Raw genomic sequence first — 16,259 nt, 5'->3', positions numbered from 1 at the left:
ATCCTCATGCCACTGGTTCGGGGCATAAGTATAGTGGATCATTATGCAATGCTATGAAAATACCCCTCTGAACTTACTAATCTTTTAGTTTACAATTACCCCTTTAAACGGGAACTGCTAAACACCTGCTATACACAAGCGCCCCCATTTTCATTAACGCAGTGGATTAAAAAATGACAAAGTCTGGATTTAAAATTACTTCATTTATTTCGCCTACAATACAATTCATATTAGCGTTCGCAACTTTTATACTTAGTGTAACCTTCAGCCTTGAGCAAAATAGAATATCAAAACTCCAATACTCACCACTTTTTATTTTAAGCATCAACCAACTTTTCGGAAAAGATTACACACCAACACAATCAGAAAAATTTGATATATTCAACGAAGGTTATTCCATAAACAATTATAACTATAAACTCCATTCAATCATGAATGTTGCATATACCCTTAACAACAAATCATATGAAAAAAAATTCTACGTTGATTACTTCTCTGTACAATCAAAGAAGTCCGGCGGAAAAGATCGCATGTCAGGGGGCATAGGTGAGAACAACATCTTATTATTCAGCAACCTAAAAAAACAAATCATAAAAAATGTTAACGATAAAGGTATCAATCTAATAAACATTGAACTTCATCATTATTCTGAAATAAGTTACTCCGATACAGAACTCAAGGGGAATTACGTCTACTTCGCAGATTCCGAGCGTGTAACAAAAGATATTTATGACAATTATTTAGCTGGGATTGATGGTTACTATACAATATCACTCTACAGCCCAAATATAGATGAAATCATATCAAGAACCTTACGAGGCAATTAGTTAAATATTGAATATATGCAACTCTAATATTGCGAGTTGCATATGAATTATTTGAATTGCTCCACAGGGTGTGGTTCTCATAATCCACCCACGCCACTGAGAGCGGGCTTTCGGTTCGGATTTTAGCGGCAAAGGTTAAGTCCCAGCCGCAGAACTTTGCACGGGCCAGTGTCTTCAGTGTCTGCAACGGTGCGCAGAACTACCTGGAGACAGGAGTGACCTCGCGGCGTACCAGGGAATAGTCATGTAAATCAGGGCCGTGTTTGGGTATGCTGAGTTCCAGCCATAGTCGTTACTCCTATTAACGATTTGGTTAGACGCCTCGGCAGTGTTCCACCACTTCAGGGCGTTGCTTTTTATGGTATTCGCATATAAAGTGGTTCATACTATTCAAATTAACGCTAACACAGTAGCATGAACCAATGTAAGAGAAGAATGCCAAAAACAAAACTGATCGTTCAAATAGCACAAGAAAGATCATCCGCCTCGAAGATGAATTACTTAATCAAATAGACATTTTGGCTGGTGAAGGCAATTTTAGCTCATGGGTAAAAAAAGAGTGCAGAGAAAAAATTCGCAAAAGTGGAATAGATCCTAAAGGTTAATGGGATTTTTAAAAAATATCAACAGCGCGTAATTAAACCGACAAGATATTGATTTAAGGAGATTGTATGAATAAAACAACAATATATTTTTTCATAGATGAATCTGGTGACAAAGGTTATTCAAACTCAAGACCCTTCCACGAAATAGGAGTAATGGCAGGATTCCTTATTAATGACTGGAATGTCCCAATCCTACAAGAAAAGATAGAGAGTGGATTAAGCAAACTCAACCTCGATCCCATAAAAAAACTTCACATGTCAGAGTTAGATAAAACTCAGCAAGCCAAAGTCATTGATTTAATCAAAGAGTTATTTAAAAAATTTAATCTAAAGTTTTTTTATTCTGTAATATATACCTCATCATATGCATCTTTTGTTGGACTCAACCCGGAACAACAAAAAGAGTCCATGCACTCTCAGTTACTACAAAACATCTTAATTACAGCTCTATCACTCTGTACCCGTATAATTGAAAAGTTCAACACCGATGTGAAATTACAAATTGTAAGTGATAACATAGATTCCGGCGTATTAAAAACAATGAAAAAAGATTTTTCCCGAATAGTTAATTTTTTAAATGGGGCAAGGAATAGAACATACATAACCAAAACCGAATATGTCGAATCAGAAATAACCAATTTATCACATGATCCGAGACCCAAAAATGGGAAGTTCGAAGTTGATATTCGCGTTGAAAACTCAGCAATCACGTTTATTTCCGATGTATTATCTTACACAACATTTCAACATTTAATTAAGTTTATGCAAGATAATCCTACGATGGATCTTAATACATCAAAGGCTAGCTTCGGTCATCCCTTAGAAGAGTTTTTAATGCTGCAATTCACCCCTGACCTTGAAGAGATGAATTTAATCGGAAAAATATTTGGACCAGGTAGAAAAAATTAAAATAAGTACAGTCTCTTTGCTCTTTGCGCTTTTCACTGGCATAGATATCACACCAGTAATCGATAGCGTTCTACACAGTTACTGGAGTGAACAGTTTCTCTTTGGTGAGTTTGTTCTCTTTCCGTGGATCGAGTCCCGGAGAAAACCATGCCCGGCACTCGTCCCTTTTCTCTCTGGCCTGTTTAAGTGTCATATCTGGATACTTGCCTAACGTCATCCAGACGGGGGCGCTTTGTCGGCCGGAATGTCTGAAGAAATAAACAAAGCTCACAGCGCCACTCATACTGACTCTGGCGGACAGTTCCCGTCCATCGGCCAACATCTTTTGACGCGGCAGCGGTTTACCATGTAGGCTTTTAACACCTTGTCGCTTAACTTGTTCTCGCCCGCCATAACACCTCATTCTGCAATACACACTCAACTGCAACGCCGAAAAACAGTATAAAAGCAATGCAAACAACATTTCTTTCTTCTTCATAATTAACAATGAGTTAATGAATGAATCCGGTTTTTCATGCGTACCCATGAGGTAGTGTGAAGGATAGTAGATCATCATCCCACGTTGAGTAAAACTCACATTGACTGCCACTATTTATCGTTTTTCAAACCTATCCGCGTTGAAATACCATCCCTTCATCCCTGGTATATTGCTGGCCAGAAATTGATAGCAAAATTCAAATAATAATATATGTATATGGAGCACCTATGACACTCGATGTTTTATTTCATCTAATGAAAACGATCTCACCTGAAAAAAACACCGCCGGTGAAAATATACATGCGCTCATCACGTTACTTTCGTCAGATAGCGATCGCGCTGAAGCGCTTTCTCCATTTATCCATCGACTGCATCTCCTGTCTTTCGCTCAACGCAATCCGGGTAACGCCGAAGCGTTGCTCTCGGCACACGTTCCAAAAGACGATTCAGCCCTTACCCTGCCTGACTTCGCTGACTGGCCTCGGGTGCGTTACGCAGTGTCCGGGGAAGTCCAGACGCCGGAATCAGAAGAGTATTTCAGCAAAATGACCTCGGCTGCCAATGTGATACGCGCGGCACTGATCGACGCCGAGCGCGCAAAAGGAACGCCTGCGCTTTATATTCTGGACAAATTACTCGATCTGAACAGTGCGCTGCCGGAAAGATATAAGAAAATGGCAAATATTCCCTACGCCTGAATACATTTAACAGGCAGGATATTCCGCGAGAAATATCCTGCTTTTTATTTCATACACGCTTTTCATTGTAATCAAGACAGACGATATCCAACGAAGGAACAACCGGCGCGTTAAGATTAAGCCAGGCCAGCAAACGTTCAATACTCTGTCCTCTGAGCGAATGTTTCGGCCAGACGAGGTAGTAGCCATCTCCCGTTGCTATCGCCTCCCTGAAGGGCAGCGCGAGCAGGCCGCTTTTCAGCGCGTCGAGCGTGAGGCGGAGATCGGCCATCGCCACGCCGTGACCGTGCATGGCGGCCAGGCTTCCCTGCTCTAACGTGTCGAACACAATCCCGCCGCTCATGTCGAGACCGGGAAATAACCCCGTCGTTTTAAGCCAGCGCTTCCAGTCCCGCCTGTCCGGTGAGGGATGGATAAGATCGCACTGTTCAAGCCGATGCCGGGCAGGTTCGAGCAGCGACGGGGGACAAACCGGAATAAGCCATTCGCTGAAAAGCAGGCTGCTCTCCGTTGACTCGCCGAAATAACCGTTACCGAGGAGGATCGCACAATCGTATGGCTCACGGCTGAAGTCAACGGTGTCGAAATCCATCCAGACGCTGGCAATTTCGATTTTCGGCTTCGCATGGTTCTCGCGAAAAGATTTCAGGACACTAAGAAGCCATCGCATCGTCAGGGTACTGGGGGCCTTGAGGCGCAGAAGGTGATTTTCACTCCTGAACGCGCGGCAGGCCCACTCAATATTCGAGAAACTTTCGCTTAGCTGCCCGGCAAGAATACGCCCGGCGTCACTGACCTCCACTCTCGGCCCCTGCCGCTTAAACAGCTCGCAGTCGAACCACTGTTCAAGGGTCCGGACATGCCTGCTGACCGCCCCCGGAGTGATATTCAATGCTTCAGCGGCTTTGCTGAAGGAGTTCAGCCGCGCGGCAACTTCAAACGCGCGCAGCGCATACAGTGGCGGTAAAGACATACGTTCCCTTTTAATGAGGTTTGATCGTGGCGTTTTTTATCGCCCCCGTAACTTATCACCTGGTTGATTAGACGGAAACGTCAGCAGTCATTGCTCGGTTGCCTGAATGGCGCGGCTGCCCTCATTTCGAGGCTTTACTGAATCCATGGCTACAGAATGCTCACACATGAAGTCGGGACAGCGCATGCTAAAACCCGTATAACGTTTCTTATCATCGACAGTTTTAAAGGGTTCTTAATGGTTACGATTGAGGAAATTAGAGTGAAATATTCAGGCGCAGAGGCCTGGCAAATGGGTGACAGTCCGGAGCTGGCCAGCGAGCTTGCGGATCTGATTAAAAAAGGGATTAAAACGGCCTCCTGCGGATCTTTTGCCTCTTACCAGCAGGAACAATCTGCTCCCAGGATCGGGAGCTATAACATTATCCTCGATGGTCAGAATGTCCCTGTTTGCGTAACCAGGCTCGTTTCAATGCGGCTGGTGCGTTTTTGTGATGTTACTGAGGCGTTTGCCCGTAAAGAAGGTGAAGGTGATTTAAGCCTTGAATACTGGCAGAAAGAGCATCAGCGATTTTTCACCAGCGAAGGTCATTTTTCTGAAGATATGGAGTTGATTGCAGAAGAATTTGAAGTGACTGAGGTGCTGTAGGATAGAGAAACGGGCCGGCATTTATAGCAATGTCGCTCGTTACAAAAGTGAACATCAGCATTTCGGACGTTATCGACGCCAGGCAAGTTCCAACACCTACAACGCCTGGCTTCCCAGTGCGGCGACAATCGCCCCCTCCATTTTCTCGGGCGTAGTCATCGGTGCAAAACGCTTGAGCGGTTTACCGTCGCGTCCAATCAGAAACTTAGTAAAGTTCCACTTGATACGCCCCCCCAGCACGCCGGGCAATTCATCTTTCAGATAACGAAACAGCGGATGCGCTGCGTTACCGTTGACCTCGACTTTCTCAAACATCGGGAAACTCACGCCGTAGTTGATGTAACAGGTTTTCGAGATTTCGTCGGTGCCGCCAGGTTCCTGTTTGCCGAACTGGTTGCAGGGGAAGCCCAGCACCACTAACCCTCGTTCGGCATATTTTTTGTATAGCGCTTCAAGACCCGCATATTGCGGCGTAAAGCCACAGTGGCTGGCAGTATTCACGACCAGAACCACCTTCCCCGCATAGTCGGCCATAGAGATAAGCTGCCCATCCAGACGGGCGGCGGTAAGCTGATGAAAATGAGTCATGTTAATGATGATCTCTTAGAAAAACGGTTAGCACATCCTTTGGAGGGGTTATGCCCGTTTCAGAAAGCATCCAGCCCACAGCGCCGCGATGATAGGTACCGTGAAACAGCACATGATTAAGCATATCCACCGCTTTCATTTCACCGTGTCCGCCATCGACGAAGCGGAATTTGATGATTTCAGAAAGTCCGGGAATGTCCATTGAACCTGCGTGCTTAATATACCAGTCAGTGCATTCAGTCATGTTATTCAGAAGCTCGTCTGCAGACGGCGTTTCTGGCGTATTCAACGCGGTGTATTGATGCGTTTGACCAGTAATATTTGCTCTGAAAATCATATCCACGACATAAACATGATTCATAAGTCTGAGCATCAGATGGTGCTTTTCAGGATTGACTGAGGCATCAACCCTCTGTATTGCTTGTAAGGTTTCCGTGTCTGCCCAGCGTTTGAATTTGAATAACGTGACAATCGTGCTTGTGTCCATTTTTCCCTCCAGATTAACAATAAATTATCATATCAGCAACATTTTCAGATGAATATCGCTTCCGTTCCCGGCACAAAATTGACGGTAATTGGGTCACCTGAAAAATTCCCTCATGGCAGGCTAAGTGTGGTACATTCCTGGCGCGTCAATGATTACCACACTCGCTATCAGGTATGCAGAACATAACAAAAAAAATTCACTGGCTTCTGCTTACTCTCCCACTCCTCAGCGGTTGCGGCACGCTCTCACAAATGTCCTCCCCGGAAGGTACTCAGGAACTTCTCACCCATGAGTCGCTGGATGGCGACGTTGACAGCGTGGTGCGTCACTACATGGCGCAAAAGTCCGTTCCCGGGATGACGGTCGCGGTGATCCATAATCACGGCTCACCGCAGTTTTATACCTGGGGAGTAACCGATGCGGTCAATCGCTATCCGGTCAGGCCCGACACCCTGTTTGCGCTCGGCTCGCTCAGCAAAGGGATCACGGCGGAAGTGGTGGCCTGTCTGGTGAGTGAGGGGCAACTGAACTGGAACGACAGCCTTGCGACATTGCTACCGGCGGGAACGCCGCTAAGCAAGGATGCACAAAAAATCACTCTTCTGGAGCTGGTAACCCACACCTCCGGCCTGCCGCGCCAGAATATGGATGTTCCGATGCTCGGAAAATTCATCCGCTATTTAAGCACGGGTGATAACTTCTACGGTGAGCTGGACAGCGATAACGTGCTGAATTATCTCGCCAACTGGCGAGCGCCGAAGGATAAAACGCCGCAATACTCCAATACCGGCTACGCCCTGATCGGCTATATCCTGAAGCACAAAACCGGGGAAGATATTCAGAGTTTAGCCTCACGCTATATTTTCCGTCCGCTGCACATGGCTAACAGCAGTTTTACGCCCCAGAAGCTCAAAGGCTACCCGCAGCGGGCGCTCGGCCACGCGGGCGATCAGCCGAAATTTATCCCGCGCGGGCAGCTCACCCCGGACTGGCATTTTTCTAACAACATGGTGGCGGCAGCGAGCTTGTACAGCAACGCCGAAGATCTGGCGGCCTATGCCCGCTATCACGTCTCAACGACCCACAGTCCCTTGCTGGACAGCGTTTTTGACGAAGTCAGAAATACCGATATTCAACGCCCCGACGGAGTGCAGGGTATTGCCTGGACCACCGACTTTATCGGCCTGGAAAAAATCACCTATCAGGTCGGCTATATCGGCGGCTACTCCAGCTTTATCGGTTATGACAAAGAAAAAGGCAATGCGGTGGTGGTGCTGCAAAATACCTTTAACTGGAGTAATTACATTGGCATTGCGCTATTGATGGATATGGCGAAAAAAGACGACCTTACCCCTGGTTCGCCGACTTCGGCCTTAAATTCTCGTCAAACGTCAGCCGTTTCCGGTCAGGCTCTACCTCGCGCAGCGGTTCAACCTGGTGCATAGTCAGCTTGCAGCGCTCCACCAGCACCTGATACTCCCGCGTGCCCTGCCGCTTCCACGCCAGCTCCTGCTCGCTTAGCTCACGGATCGCTTTGGCCGGGCTGCCGATAATCAAATGGTTGGCGGGCATCTCCGCTTTCGCCTTCACGAACGCCGCCGCGCCGACGATGCTGTTTTCACCGATGACCGCGCCATCCATGACCACCGCGTTCATTCCCACCAGCGCGTTACGGCGGATCACGCAGCCGTGGAGAATGGCGCTGTGGCCGATATGCCCGTCCTCCTCCACCACCGTGTCCTGCTCCGGGAAGCCGTGCATCACACAGTTATCCTGAATGTTCGCACCGTCTTTCACGACGATACGGCCAAAATCACCGCGCAGGCTGGCGTTAGGGCCAACATAAACGCCTTTACCCAGGATCACGTCGCCAATCACCACCGCCGTCGGGTGAACATAGCTCTCGTCAGGCACGACCGGCGTCAGACCGTCAATTTGATAAACTGGCATCTTCACTCCTTATGCGCTTGTAAGACCACCAAAGCGTTGATAGTAGAGCGTGCCGGGCACGGGCAGTTCGCCCACGGAGGTTTCGCCCTTCTCGCTGACAAACGCCAGCGCCCCCGGCGCGACACGCTGATAGATATTAATGCAGAGCTGTCGGGCGCTTTGCCCCGCCCAGTGCGCGGGCAGCAACTCTTCCGGCAGCAGCGGATCTTTCAGCACCACGCGACGATAAAAATGAATCAGCAGCAGCTGGATCTGGAAGCAGCGTTCCGGCGTCAGCTCCTCCGGCGCGGCCTCTTTTAACAGCGGCAGCAGCGGGCGGAACGAGTTGATAAACGACTCGTACATCGCGTTTTGCTCGGTTAACTGCCAGCACTCCTCCACCCGCGAACGCAGCGCGGCGCGGGAGAGTGCCAGCGGCGAGTAGGCTTCAAAGAAAATCACGTTTTCCGCCACCCCGGCATCGTGAAGCAGGGACTGCACGTCCGCCAGATGCTGCGACGGCGAGGCCATCAGGCTCGGCGCCAGCGTGCCGAAACCCTGCCAGATCAGCTGTTTTTTGACGTCGGCAAGGGTGGTTTTATCCAGCCCCTCGGAGAGCAGCAACAGCCATTTACCGTCCCAGGCGGGGAGTTCCGCGCGGTAGATCTTATTCTCTGCGCGGCGCGTCAGGCGAAGCCCCTTATCGCTCAGGCGGTAAAAGCTGCGACGCCCGATGCGGGAAACATCCAGCCAGCCCTCTTTGTTGAGGCGAAACAGCGCGGTGCGCACGAAACGCTCGCCGAATCCCATGCCTTCCAGCAAGGCGGCCAGGCTGCCGAGCCAAATCTCGCCGCCGCGGTGGGAAAGCGCGTCACCGTATAGCGAGGAGATAAGCGATGTCCCACTGACGGGAACGGAGCTGACCGCATGCTGGATAAAGGCGTCGAGTTTATTCATGTGATTCATTCTGTTGTTATTTTTGTCCTGGATGAATCATAGCATAGGAATCTGGGGTTTCCCCCTCACCCTAACCCTCTCCCAAAGGGAGAGGGAACTTTTTACACCCTCTCCCTTTGGGAGAGGGCTGGGGTGAGGGAAACTCAACCGTTGGCCGCAACTTTACGTAAGTCAAACACCCGGCAGGCCTTCCCCTCGGAGCGCGGAATGCTGCCGCAGTTCACAATCATTACGTCGGTGGAAATCCCCACCATCGACTTTATGCGGTGGCGCAGCTGGTGGCACACCTGGCAACGCTGCTCGTGCGTCAGCGTGAGGCTGCTCTCTTTTAGCTCCACCTTCACGGAAAGTGAATCAAGATGCCCACGACGGTTCACCTCCAGCTGGTAGTGCGGAGAAAGGTGTTCGAACTTCACAATCTCCTCTTCCAGCTGCGACGGGAAAACGTTGACGCCGCGGATGATCAGCATATCGTCACTGCGGCCGCTGATCCGGTCCATGCGGCGCATGCTGCGCGCGGTGGCCGGGAGCAGTCGCGTCAGGTCGCGGGTGCGGTAGCGGATCACCGGCAGGGCCTCTTTGGTCAGCGTGGTGAACAGCAGTTCGCCCTGCTGACCGTCATCCAGCGGTGTGCCGTCGTTCGGGTTGACGATCTCCGGGTAGAAGTGATCTTCCCAGATGGTTGGGCCGTCGGCGGTTTCGATACACTCCATCGCCACGCCCGGCCCCATCACCTCGGAGAGGCCGTAAATGTCCAGCGCCGTAATCCCTAAGCGTTTTTCAATTTCGCGACGCATGGCCTGCGTCCACGGCTCGGCGCCAAAGACGCCCACGCGCAGGGAACAGCCGCTGGCATCGCCGCCCATCTGGCGCTCCAGCTCCTCAATCAGGTTGAGGCAGTAGGATGGCGTCACCATGATCATGTCCGGCTGGAAATCGCGGATCAGCTGCGCCTGTTTCTCCGTCTGGCCGCCGGACATGGGGATCACCGTCGCCCCTAAACGCTCGGCGCCGTAGTGTGCCCCCAGCCCACCGGTAAACAGGCCATAGCCATACGCCACGTGAATTTTGTCCTTCGCGCTGCCGCCCGCCGCGCGCAGAGAACGGGCCACCAGGTTGGCCCAGTTGTCGATGTCGCCCTGCGTGTAGCCGACAACGGTCGGTTTGCCGGTGGTGCCGGATGACGCGTGAATACGCACCACCTGCTCCATCGGCACGGCAAAGGTATCGAACGGATAGTTATCACGCAGATCCTGCTTGGTGGTGCACGGGAATTTGCGGATATCCGCCAGCTCGTTGAAATCGTCAGGGTGAACGCCCGCGGCGTCAAACTTGCGTTTATACATCGGGACGTTGCTATAGGCGTGGTGCAGCGTCCATTTCAGACGCGCGGTCTGCAGCGCCTGCAGTTCATCAAGGGAGGCCGTTTCAATCGGATCAAGCTTTGTTGTATTTGTCATCGCAGGGTACTCACATTGTTTTTATGCTCAAACACGCTCAAGGATCATGGCAATGCCCTGACCCACACCGATGCACATCGTACACAGCGCGTAGCGCCCGCCGCGTCGGTGCAGTTCATTACTCGCGGCCAGCGCCAGCCTGGCGCCGCTCATTCCCAGCGGGTGACCCAGCGCAATCGCGCCACCGTTCGGGTTGACGTGCGCGGCATTATCCGGCAGGCCCAGCTGACGCAGAACGCCCAGCGCCTGCGAGGCGAAAGCTTCGTTAAGCTCGATCACGTCCATATCGTTAATGCTGAGTCCGGCGCGCTCCAGCACCTTGCGGGTGGCCGGTACCGGGCCGAGGCCCATCAGACGTGGCTCCACGCCTGCCGTCGCCATCGCCACGATCCGGGTGCGCGGGACTAAACCCTGCGCCAGCGCTATCTTCTCGCTGGCGACGATCAGCGCCGCCGCACCGTCGTTGACGCCGGAGGCATTTCCCGCCGTGACCACCCCGTTCTTACGAAACGGCGTTTTCAGACCAGCAAGCTGCTCGAGCGTAGTGTCCGCCCGCGGATGTTCATCCACGCTGAATTCCGTGACTGCCCCTTTTTTACCTGGGATCGAAACCGGCACAATCTCCTGCGCCAGGATGCCGTTCTGCTGCGCCTGCGCGGTACGCTGCTGGCTGCGCAGCGCGAACGCGTCCTGATCGGCACGGCTGATATTTAACAATTCAGCTACATTCTCTGCCGTTTCCGGCATACTGTCAGTTCCGAATTGCTGATGCATGAGCGGATTCACAAATCGCCAGCCGATGGTGGTATCAAAGATCTCCGCCTGACGCTGAAACGCGGCGGTGGCTTTACCCATCACAAACGGCGCGCGGGACATCGACTCCACGCCGCCCGCGATCAGCAGATCGCCATCGCCCGCCTTAATGGCGCGCGCCGCAAAACCAATCGCGTCCAGCCCCGACCCGCACAGGCGGTTAATGGTGGTCCCGGACACCGTCTGCGGCAGCCCGGCCAGCAGGGACGACATGCGTGCTACGTTGCGGTTATCTTCCCCCGCCTGGTTAGCGCAGCCGAAAATCACGTCGTCAATCCGCTCCAGGTCGAGCTGCGGGTAGCGGGCCAGCAGCGCGCGCAGCGGCACGGCACCAAGATCGTCAGTTCGGACTGCGGAAAGCGCGCCACCGTAGCGCCCCACCGGAGTTCGAACGCCATCACATATAAATGCGTCACGCATCAGGCCTCTCCTGTCACATTGCCGCCGATGCGGTGAGATTTTCCGCGAAAAAGGGCGACGGTTTTCTGTTGCTGATTCTGGATTTCAATGTCATACACGCCGGTCAGCTTGCCCTGATGCATCACCCGCGCGGTGGCGGTGAGCGTGTCCCCGGCAAAGCCCGGACGCAGAAAATCAATCGAGCAGCCGGAGGCTACCGCCGCCAGCCCCTGGCTGTTGCAGGCGTAGGCAAAGGCGGTATCTGCCAGCGAAAATAGCTGTCCGCCGTGGCAGGTTTTGTGGCCGTTAAGCATCTGCGGGGTGATGGTCATGGTCACCACCGCGTAGCCCTCGTCCATCTCGACAATATCCATCCCCATCGCCTGCGCGCAGGCGTCCCGTTCGTACATGGCGCGGGCGTTATGCCAGGCGTTATGACTCATAGCTACTCTCCAGAAGCGCGCGCTGGCGCAGCAGGGAACAGGGGCGATAGCGTTCTTCGCCGTAATGACGCTGCAGGTTTTCCAGAAGCGTTAGCAGCCGTTGCCAGCCCAGACGCTCGCCCCAGGCAATCGGCCCGCTCGGGTAGTTGACGCCCAGGCGCATGGCGGTGTCGATGTCCTTCTCGCTGGCGACCCCTTTTTGCAGGGCATCCAGCGCTTCGTTGGCAATCATCGCCACCGTGCGCCAGACCAGCAGGCCGGGATAATCGGCAATTTGCACTACCCGGTTACCCTGCTGCTGCAGATAGCGGATGGCTTTTTTCGTTGCGGTATGCGGGTTGCTGGCAGCGGCGGCGATCACCGCCACGTCGCGCTCGATGCGGTCCACCACCACCACCGGGCCGTTGAGCCGTAGCGCCAGCGCCTGGGCGGTTTCTCCGTGCGTTTCAATCAGGTATACATCATCAATTTCGGTGACACCGTCACGTCTCTTTTCCACGCGCATCGGGCTGTAGCTGTCGTTCACAGCATCAGCCCAGCGCGCCTCGGGCCTGTCACCCTGCCAGTCGTAGACGCCCTTCCCGCTCTTTTTGCCCAACCTTCCCGCCAGCACCAGCTCCTGCTGCACCAGCGAAGGCAGAAACCGACGCTCCTGCCAGAAGGCGTTAAATACCGAGCAGGTCACCGCGAAGTTAACGTCCTGACCAATCATGTCGGTCAGCTCCAGCGGCCCCATCGGGAAACCGCCGCCTTCGCGCAGGGCGGCATCAATCACCTCCGGCGGCGCGACCTGCTCTTCCAGCGCGCGCCAGGCTTCGGAATAGAAAGGACGGGCGACGCGGTTGACGATGAACCCCGGCGTTGACTGGCAGCGAACGGGCTGTTTGCCCCAGTTCAGCGCCAGCTCGCACAGCGCGTCGGCCACTTCCGGAGAGGTCCCCAGCCCGCTGACCACCTCCACCAGCTTCATCACCGGTGCCGGGTTAAAGAAATGCAGCCCTGCGACCCGCTCCGGGTGGTGGATGTCCGCGGCAATCGCCGTGACGGAGATGGAAGAGGTATTGCTGGTCAGCACCGTCTGCGGCGGGCAGATGTCAGCCAGCTGCGCAAACAGCGCCTTTTTCACCTCCAGCCGCTCGGATGCCGCTTCAATCACCAGTTCAGCTGTGGAGAGCGCGGTGATATCCGTGACCGGAACCAGCCGGGCAAGGATCTGGCTCCCGGCATCGGCGGAGAGTTTTCCGCGCGTCACCCGGGAGGCCAGACGCTGGCGGATCCCGTCGATAGCGCGGGATACCGCATCGCTGGAGATGTCGTAGAGTAGCACCTGATGCCCATGGCTGGCCGCCACTTCGGCAATCCCTGCGCCCATCGTGCCGCTGCCAATCACGGCGACAGTCCGTACGTTCAGCATCTTATTTCCCCGTAAAGTTCGGCGTGCGCTTCGCCAGGAAGGCGCTGACGCCCTCGCGGTAGTCGTCGCTGCGCCCTGCCAGCCGCTGATAGTCACGCTCCAGATCGAGCTGGGCGTCCAGGGTGTTGGTTTCCGCGGCATTGATGGCCTGCTTGATCAGCCCCAGCCCGAAGGTCGGCTGCGAGGCAAAGTGCAGCGCCATCTGCTGCGCCGTAGCGTAGAGCTGTTCGTCATCCACCACCTGCCAGATCATCCCCCACGCCTGCGCCTGTTCGGCGCTGAGCTTGTCGCCGAGCAGCGCCAGCCCCATGGCGCGGGCGCGTCCGGCCACGCGCGGCAGCAGCCAGGTGCCGCCGCAGTCCGGCACCAGGCCGAGCTTGCTGAAGGCCATCACGAAGTTGGCGGAGCGGGCGGCAATCACCATGTCGCACCCGAGCGCCAGCGTGGCCCCTGCGCCCGCCGCCACGCCGTTAACGGCACAGATGACCGGCTTCGGCAGCTTTGCAAGGCGGCGCACCAGCGGGTTGTAGAAGGTTTCAACGGACATGCCCAGATCCGGCGCCGGGCCGTTGGGGTCGACGTTGCGGTCGTTCAGATCCTGACCGGCACAGAAGCCGCGTCCTGCCCCGGTGATCAGCAGGCAGCGCACGGTGTCATCACGCTCGGCCTGTTTCAGGCACTCGGCCAGCTGCTGGTGCATCACGTCGTTGAAGCTGTTCAGACGCTCCGGACGGTTCAGCGTAATGGTCATCACGCCCTGTTCTACATGACTGAGAATAAATTCCACAATTAGCGTCCTTTAAAGTCGGGGGTGCGTTTTTGTAAGAAGGCGTCGATGCCCTCCCGGCGGTCTTCGGTGGCAGAAAGCAGCGTAAACAGCTGACGCTCCTGCGCGAGCCCAGCCTGGAGCGGCACCTCCTGAGACTGGCGCAGCGCCTGTTTCGCCGCCTGCAGCGCCAGCGGCGAGTGGCGCGCCATCAGCGCCGCCTGCTTCAGGGCATACTCCAGCGTCAGCGCGGCCGGGAAAACATCGCTGACCAGCCCGGCGCTCAGCGCCTGCTGCGCGGAAATACTCTCGCCGGTCAGCACCATTTTGCTGGCAAGGGATTTACCGACGCTGCGGATAAGACGCTGGGTGCCGCCCGCACCGGGCATAATGCCCAGCGTGATTTCCGGCAGGCCAAAGCGGGCGTTATCGCCAGCAATCACCACGTCGCACAGCAGCGCCAGCTCGCAGCCTGCCCCCAGCGCGAAGCCGTTCACGGCGGCGATCAGCGGTTTGCTAAACGCGTTAATGCGCGCCCACAGCTGCGGGCGGATATCGTTCAGGGTGGCGGGCAAGTCTTTCTCCGCCATTTCGTTGAGATCGGCCCCGGCGGCAAAGCAGCGCTCGCTGCCGTAAATCACGCAGACGGAAATCTCGATGTCAGCAGCCGCGGCCTCCAGCTCTTCCGCAAGCTGCGTCAACAGCGCATTGTTGAGGGCGTTGCGCGCCGCCGGACGGTTGAGCGTCAGCTGCAGCACGCGGCCATGGCGGGTAACAATCAGTTCGCTCATGCCATCCCCTTCGCGTCGAAGTCGACAATCACGTCGGCGGTTAACGGCAGCGACTGGCAGCTCAGCACATACCCGGCGGCCAGCTCGTCCGGCTCCAGGCTGTAGTTGGTCGCCATATCCACCTTCCCGCGCAGCACTTTGCATTTACAGGTGGCGCACACGCCGCCCTTGCAGGCGTACGGCAGATCCGCCCCCTGACGCAGGGCGGCGTCGAGGATGCTTTCGTCGTCCGCCGTCAGGGTGATTTCACGGTCACGCCCGTCCTGGCGAACGGTCACTTTCTGCCCTTCCGCCTGGACGTGCGCCGCGCGTTTAACGGTAGTGCCCGGCGTGTTAAAGCGCTCAAGGTGAATGGCTTTGTCCGGCATCCCCAGCGCCTTCAGCGTGGCTTCGGCATCATCCATCATCGCCGACGGGCCGCAGATAAACGCCTCGTCGTACTGACGGAAGTTAATCAGGGTTTTCGCCAGCGCCTGCAGCTTTTCTCCGTCGATGCGGCCAAAGAGCAGATCGCTGTCCAGCCGCTCCTGGCTGAAGATAGAGACCAGCTGCAGCCGCTGCGGGTATTTGTCCTTCAGGTCCGCCAGCGCCTGGCGGAACATCATGCTCTGGCTGCTGCGGTTGCCGTAGATCAGGGTGAAATGGCTGTTGGGTTCGGTCGCAAGCGTAGCGGAGATAATCGCCAGCATCGGGGTGATCCCGGAGCCTGCCGCAATCGCCAGATAGTGGCCTTCACGTTCGGCCCGCGGCTGGTAGCCAAACTGCCCCTGAGGCACCATCACCTCCAGAGCCATACCCGTTTTGATCTCATCCCGGGCGAAGCGGGAAAAGCGCCCGCCGTCGATGGCTTTGACCGCCACGCTGATCTCACCCGGGGCGTTACTCCGGCAGATGGAGTAGCAGCGGCGCAGCTCATCCCCGTTAAGCTTCGTTTTTAACGTCAGGTGCTGGCCGGGGCGGAAGCGGTAGGCGTCCTGCAGCGCCTGCGGCACCGCGAAGGTAATGGTCACCGCGTCGCGGGTTTCGGGTTCCACTTTTGCCACTGTTAATGAATAAAACGTTGTCATGGCAGCC

General features: G+C 54.7%; 17 protein-coding genes and 1 pseudogene. 5 read left to right on the top strand and 13 right to left on the bottom strand.

Features of this window, described 5'->3' with window-relative positions:
• Positions 1-173: 173 nt before the first annotated feature.
• Complete coding sequence (locus tag HBM95_10715) at positions 174-827, top strand: hypothetical protein (protein NIH43403.1); 654 nt, start codon at positions 174-176, stop codon at positions 825-827.
• Between the two features lie 671 nt (positions 828-1,498).
• Positions 1,499-2,341 (top strand): DUF3800 domain-containing protein, encoded by an 843-nt coding sequence (locus tag HBM95_10710; protein ID NIH43402.1) that lies wholly within the window; start codon positions 1,499-1,501, stop codon positions 2,339-2,341.
• Positions 2,342-2,414: 73 nt separating this feature from the next.
• On the opposite strand, the pseudogene HBM95_10705 reads toward HBM95_10710, so the two are convergent.
• Positions 2,415-2,663, bottom strand: a pseudogene (locus HBM95_10705) (DUF4102 domain-containing protein).
• 383 nt (positions 2,664-3,046) lie between these two features.
• Here HBM95_10705 and HBM95_10700 point away from each other — a divergent pair.
• Positions 3,047-3,517 (top strand): hypothetical protein, encoded by a 471-nt coding sequence (locus tag HBM95_10700; protein ID NIH43401.1) that lies wholly within the window; start codon positions 3,047-3,049, stop codon positions 3,515-3,517.
• Positions 3,518-3,566: 49 nt separating this feature from the next.
• Here the strand turns inward: HBM95_10700 and HBM95_10695 are convergent, their stop codons facing one another.
• The gene (locus tag HBM95_10695; protein ID NIH43400.1) at positions 3,567-4,490 is read right to left on the bottom strand and encodes a LysR family transcriptional regulator; all 924 of its coding nucleotides are present in this window, start codon (positions 4,488-4,490) and stop codon (positions 3,567-3,569) included.
• A 237-nt stretch (positions 4,491-4,727) separates the two neighbouring features.
• Here HBM95_10695 and HBM95_10690 point away from each other — a divergent pair, with 237 nt between their 5' ends.
• A complete protein-coding gene (locus tag HBM95_10690) occupies positions 4,728-5,138 on the top strand; it encodes an ASCH domain-containing protein (GenBank protein NIH43399.1) in 411 nt (136 codons plus the stop codon).
• Positions 5,139-5,234: 96 nt separating this feature from the next.
• Here the strand turns inward: HBM95_10690 and HBM95_10685 are convergent, their stop codons facing one another.
• Entirely contained in the window at positions 5,235-5,726 is a 492-nt protein-coding gene (locus HBM95_10685) for a glutathione peroxidase (protein ID NIH43398.1), read from the bottom strand.
• 1 nt (position 5,727) lies between these two features.
• Positions 5,728-6,213: a diguanylate cyclase gene (locus HBM95_10680; GenBank protein ID NIH43397.1), complete on the bottom strand. Its 486-nt coding sequence runs from the start codon at positions 6,211-6,213 to the stop codon at positions 5,728-5,730.
• Positions 6,214-6,386: 173 nt separating this feature from the next.
• On the opposite strand from HBM95_10680, the gene HBM95_10675 reads away from it, so the two are divergent.
• The gene (locus HBM95_10675; GenBank protein NIH43396.1) at positions 6,387-7,658 is read left to right on the top strand and encodes a beta-lactamase family protein; all 1,272 of its coding nucleotides are present in this window, start codon (positions 6,387-6,389) and stop codon (positions 7,656-7,658) included.
• Here the strand turns inward: HBM95_10675 and paaY are convergent.
• From paaY to paaK, 9 genes are all read right to left on the bottom strand, one after another.
• Positions 7,561-8,163 carry a phenylacetic acid degradation protein PaaY gene (gene paaY, locus HBM95_10670; GenBank protein ID NIH43395.1) on the bottom strand — a complete coding sequence of 201 codons (603 nt, stop codon included), beginning with the start codon at positions 8,161-8,163 and terminating at the stop codon, positions 7,561-7,563. The two genes, HBM95_10675 and paaY, sit on opposite strands and share 98 nt — an antisense overlap.
• Positions 8,164-8,172: 9 nt before the next feature.
• Positions 8,173-9,108, bottom strand: a complete 936-nt coding sequence (gene paaX, locus HBM95_10665; protein ID NIH43394.1) for a phenylacetic acid degradation operon negative regulatory protein PaaX — start codon at positions 9,106-9,108, stop codon at positions 8,173-8,175.
• A 134-nt stretch (positions 9,109-9,242) separates the two neighbouring features.
• Complete coding sequence (paaF, locus tag HBM95_10660) at positions 9,243-10,559, bottom strand: phenylacetate--CoA ligase (GenBank protein ID NIH43393.1); 1,317 nt, start codon at positions 10,557-10,559, stop codon at positions 9,243-9,245.
• Between the two features lie 27 nt (positions 10,560-10,586).
• Positions 10,587-11,792 carry a 3-oxoadipyl-CoA thiolase gene (pcaF, locus tag HBM95_10655; GenBank protein ID NIH43392.1) on the bottom strand — a complete coding sequence of 402 codons (1,206 nt, stop codon included), beginning with the start codon at positions 11,790-11,792 and terminating at the stop codon, positions 10,587-10,589.
• Positions 11,792-12,214 carry a hydroxyphenylacetyl-CoA thioesterase PaaI gene (gene paaI, locus HBM95_10650; GenBank protein ID NIH43391.1) on the bottom strand — a complete coding sequence of 141 codons (423 nt, stop codon included), beginning with the start codon at positions 12,212-12,214 and terminating at the stop codon, positions 11,792-11,794. Before paaI ends, pcaF begins: the two co-directional genes overlap by 1 nt.
• On the bottom strand, positions 12,204-13,628 hold the full coding sequence (paaC, locus tag HBM95_10645) for a 3-hydroxyacyl-CoA dehydrogenase PaaC (protein ID NIH43390.1): 1,425 nt from the start codon (positions 13,626-13,628) through the stop codon (positions 12,204-12,206). Before paaC ends, paaI begins: the two co-directional genes overlap by 11 nt.
• A 1-nt stretch (position 13,629) precedes the next feature.
• Positions 13,630-14,418, bottom strand: coding sequence for a 2-(1,2-epoxy-1,2-dihydrophenyl)acetyl-CoA isomerase (gene paaB / locus HBM95_10640; protein ID NIH43389.1), 789 nt, complete (start codon positions 14,416-14,418; stop codon positions 13,630-13,632).
• Positions 14,418-15,185, bottom strand: coding sequence for a 2,3-dehydroadipyl-CoA hydratase (locus tag HBM95_10635; GenBank protein NIH43388.1), 768 nt, complete (start codon positions 15,183-15,185; stop codon positions 14,418-14,420). Before HBM95_10635 ends, paaB begins: the two co-directional genes overlap by 1 nt.
• Positions 15,182-16,252, bottom strand: a complete 1,071-nt coding sequence (gene paaK, locus HBM95_10630; GenBank protein ID NIH43387.1) for a phenylacetate-CoA oxygenase/reductase subunit PaaK — start codon at positions 16,250-16,252, stop codon at positions 15,182-15,184. Before paaK ends, HBM95_10635 begins: the two co-directional genes overlap by 4 nt.
• Positions 16,253-16,259 lie beyond the last annotated feature (7 nt).

The sequence above is a fragment of the Enterobacter asburiae genome (genome assembly GCA_011754535.1).
Taxonomy (GTDB): Bacteria; Pseudomonadota; Gammaproteobacteria; order Enterobacterales; family Enterobacteriaceae; genus Enterobacter; species Enterobacter cloacae_N.
This window is presented reverse-complemented; position numbering and strand designations above follow the sequence as displayed.

Bases quoted from the DNA above. Each gene is read 5' to 3' on its own strand.
- HBM95_10715 (NIH43403.1), top strand. From the start codon at position 174: ATGACAAAGTCTGGATTTAAAATTACTTCATTTATTTCGCCTACAATA.
- HBM95_10710 (NIH43402.1), top strand. From the start codon at position 1,499: ATGAATAAAACAACAATATATTTTTTCATAGATGAATCTGGTGACAAA.
- HBM95_10700 (NIH43401.1), top strand. From the start codon at position 3,047: ATGACACTCGATGTTTTATTTCATCTAATGAAAACGATCTCACCTGAA.
- HBM95_10695 (NIH43400.1), bottom strand. From the start codon at position 4,490: ATGTCTTTACCGCCACTGTATGCGCTGCGCGCGTTTGAAGTTGCCGCG.
- HBM95_10690 (NIH43399.1), top strand. From the start codon at position 4,728: ATGGTTACGATTGAGGAAATTAGAGTGAAATATTCAGGCGCAGAGGCC.
- HBM95_10685 (NIH43398.1), bottom strand. From the start codon at position 5,726: ATGACTCATTTTCATCAGCTTACCGCCGCCCGTCTGGATGGGCAGCTT.
- HBM95_10680 (NIH43397.1), bottom strand. From the start codon at position 6,213: ATGGACACAAGCACGATTGTCACGTTATTCAAATTCAAACGCTGGGCA.
- HBM95_10675 (NIH43396.1), top strand. From the start codon at position 6,387: ATGCAGAACATAACAAAAAAAATTCACTGGCTTCTGCTTACTCTCCCA.
- paaY (NIH43395.1), bottom strand. From the start codon at position 8,163: ATGCCAGTTTATCAAATTGACGGTCTGACGCCGGTCGTGCCTGACGAG.
- paaX (NIH43394.1), bottom strand. From the start codon at position 9,108: ATGAATCACATGAATAAACTCGACGCCTTTATCCAGCATGCGGTCAGC.
- paaF (NIH43393.1), bottom strand. From the start codon at position 10,559: ATGACAAATACAACAAAGCTTGATCCGATTGAAACGGCCTCCCTTGAT.
- pcaF (NIH43392.1), bottom strand. From the start codon at position 11,792: ATGCGTGACGCATTTATATGTGATGGCGTTCGAACTCCGGTGGGGCGC.
- paaI (NIH43391.1), bottom strand. From the start codon at position 12,214: ATGAGTCATAACGCCTGGCATAACGCCCGCGCCATGTACGAACGGGAC.
- paaC (NIH43390.1), bottom strand. From the start codon at position 13,628: ATGCTGAACGTACGGACTGTCGCCGTGATTGGCAGCGGCACGATGGGC.
- HBM95_10635 (NIH43388.1), bottom strand. From the start codon at position 15,185: ATGAGCGAACTGATTGTTACCCGCCATGGCCGCGTGCTGCAGCTGACG.
- paaK (NIH43387.1), bottom strand. From the start codon at position 16,252: ATGACAACGTTTTATTCATTAACAGTGGCAAAAGTGGAACCCGAAACC.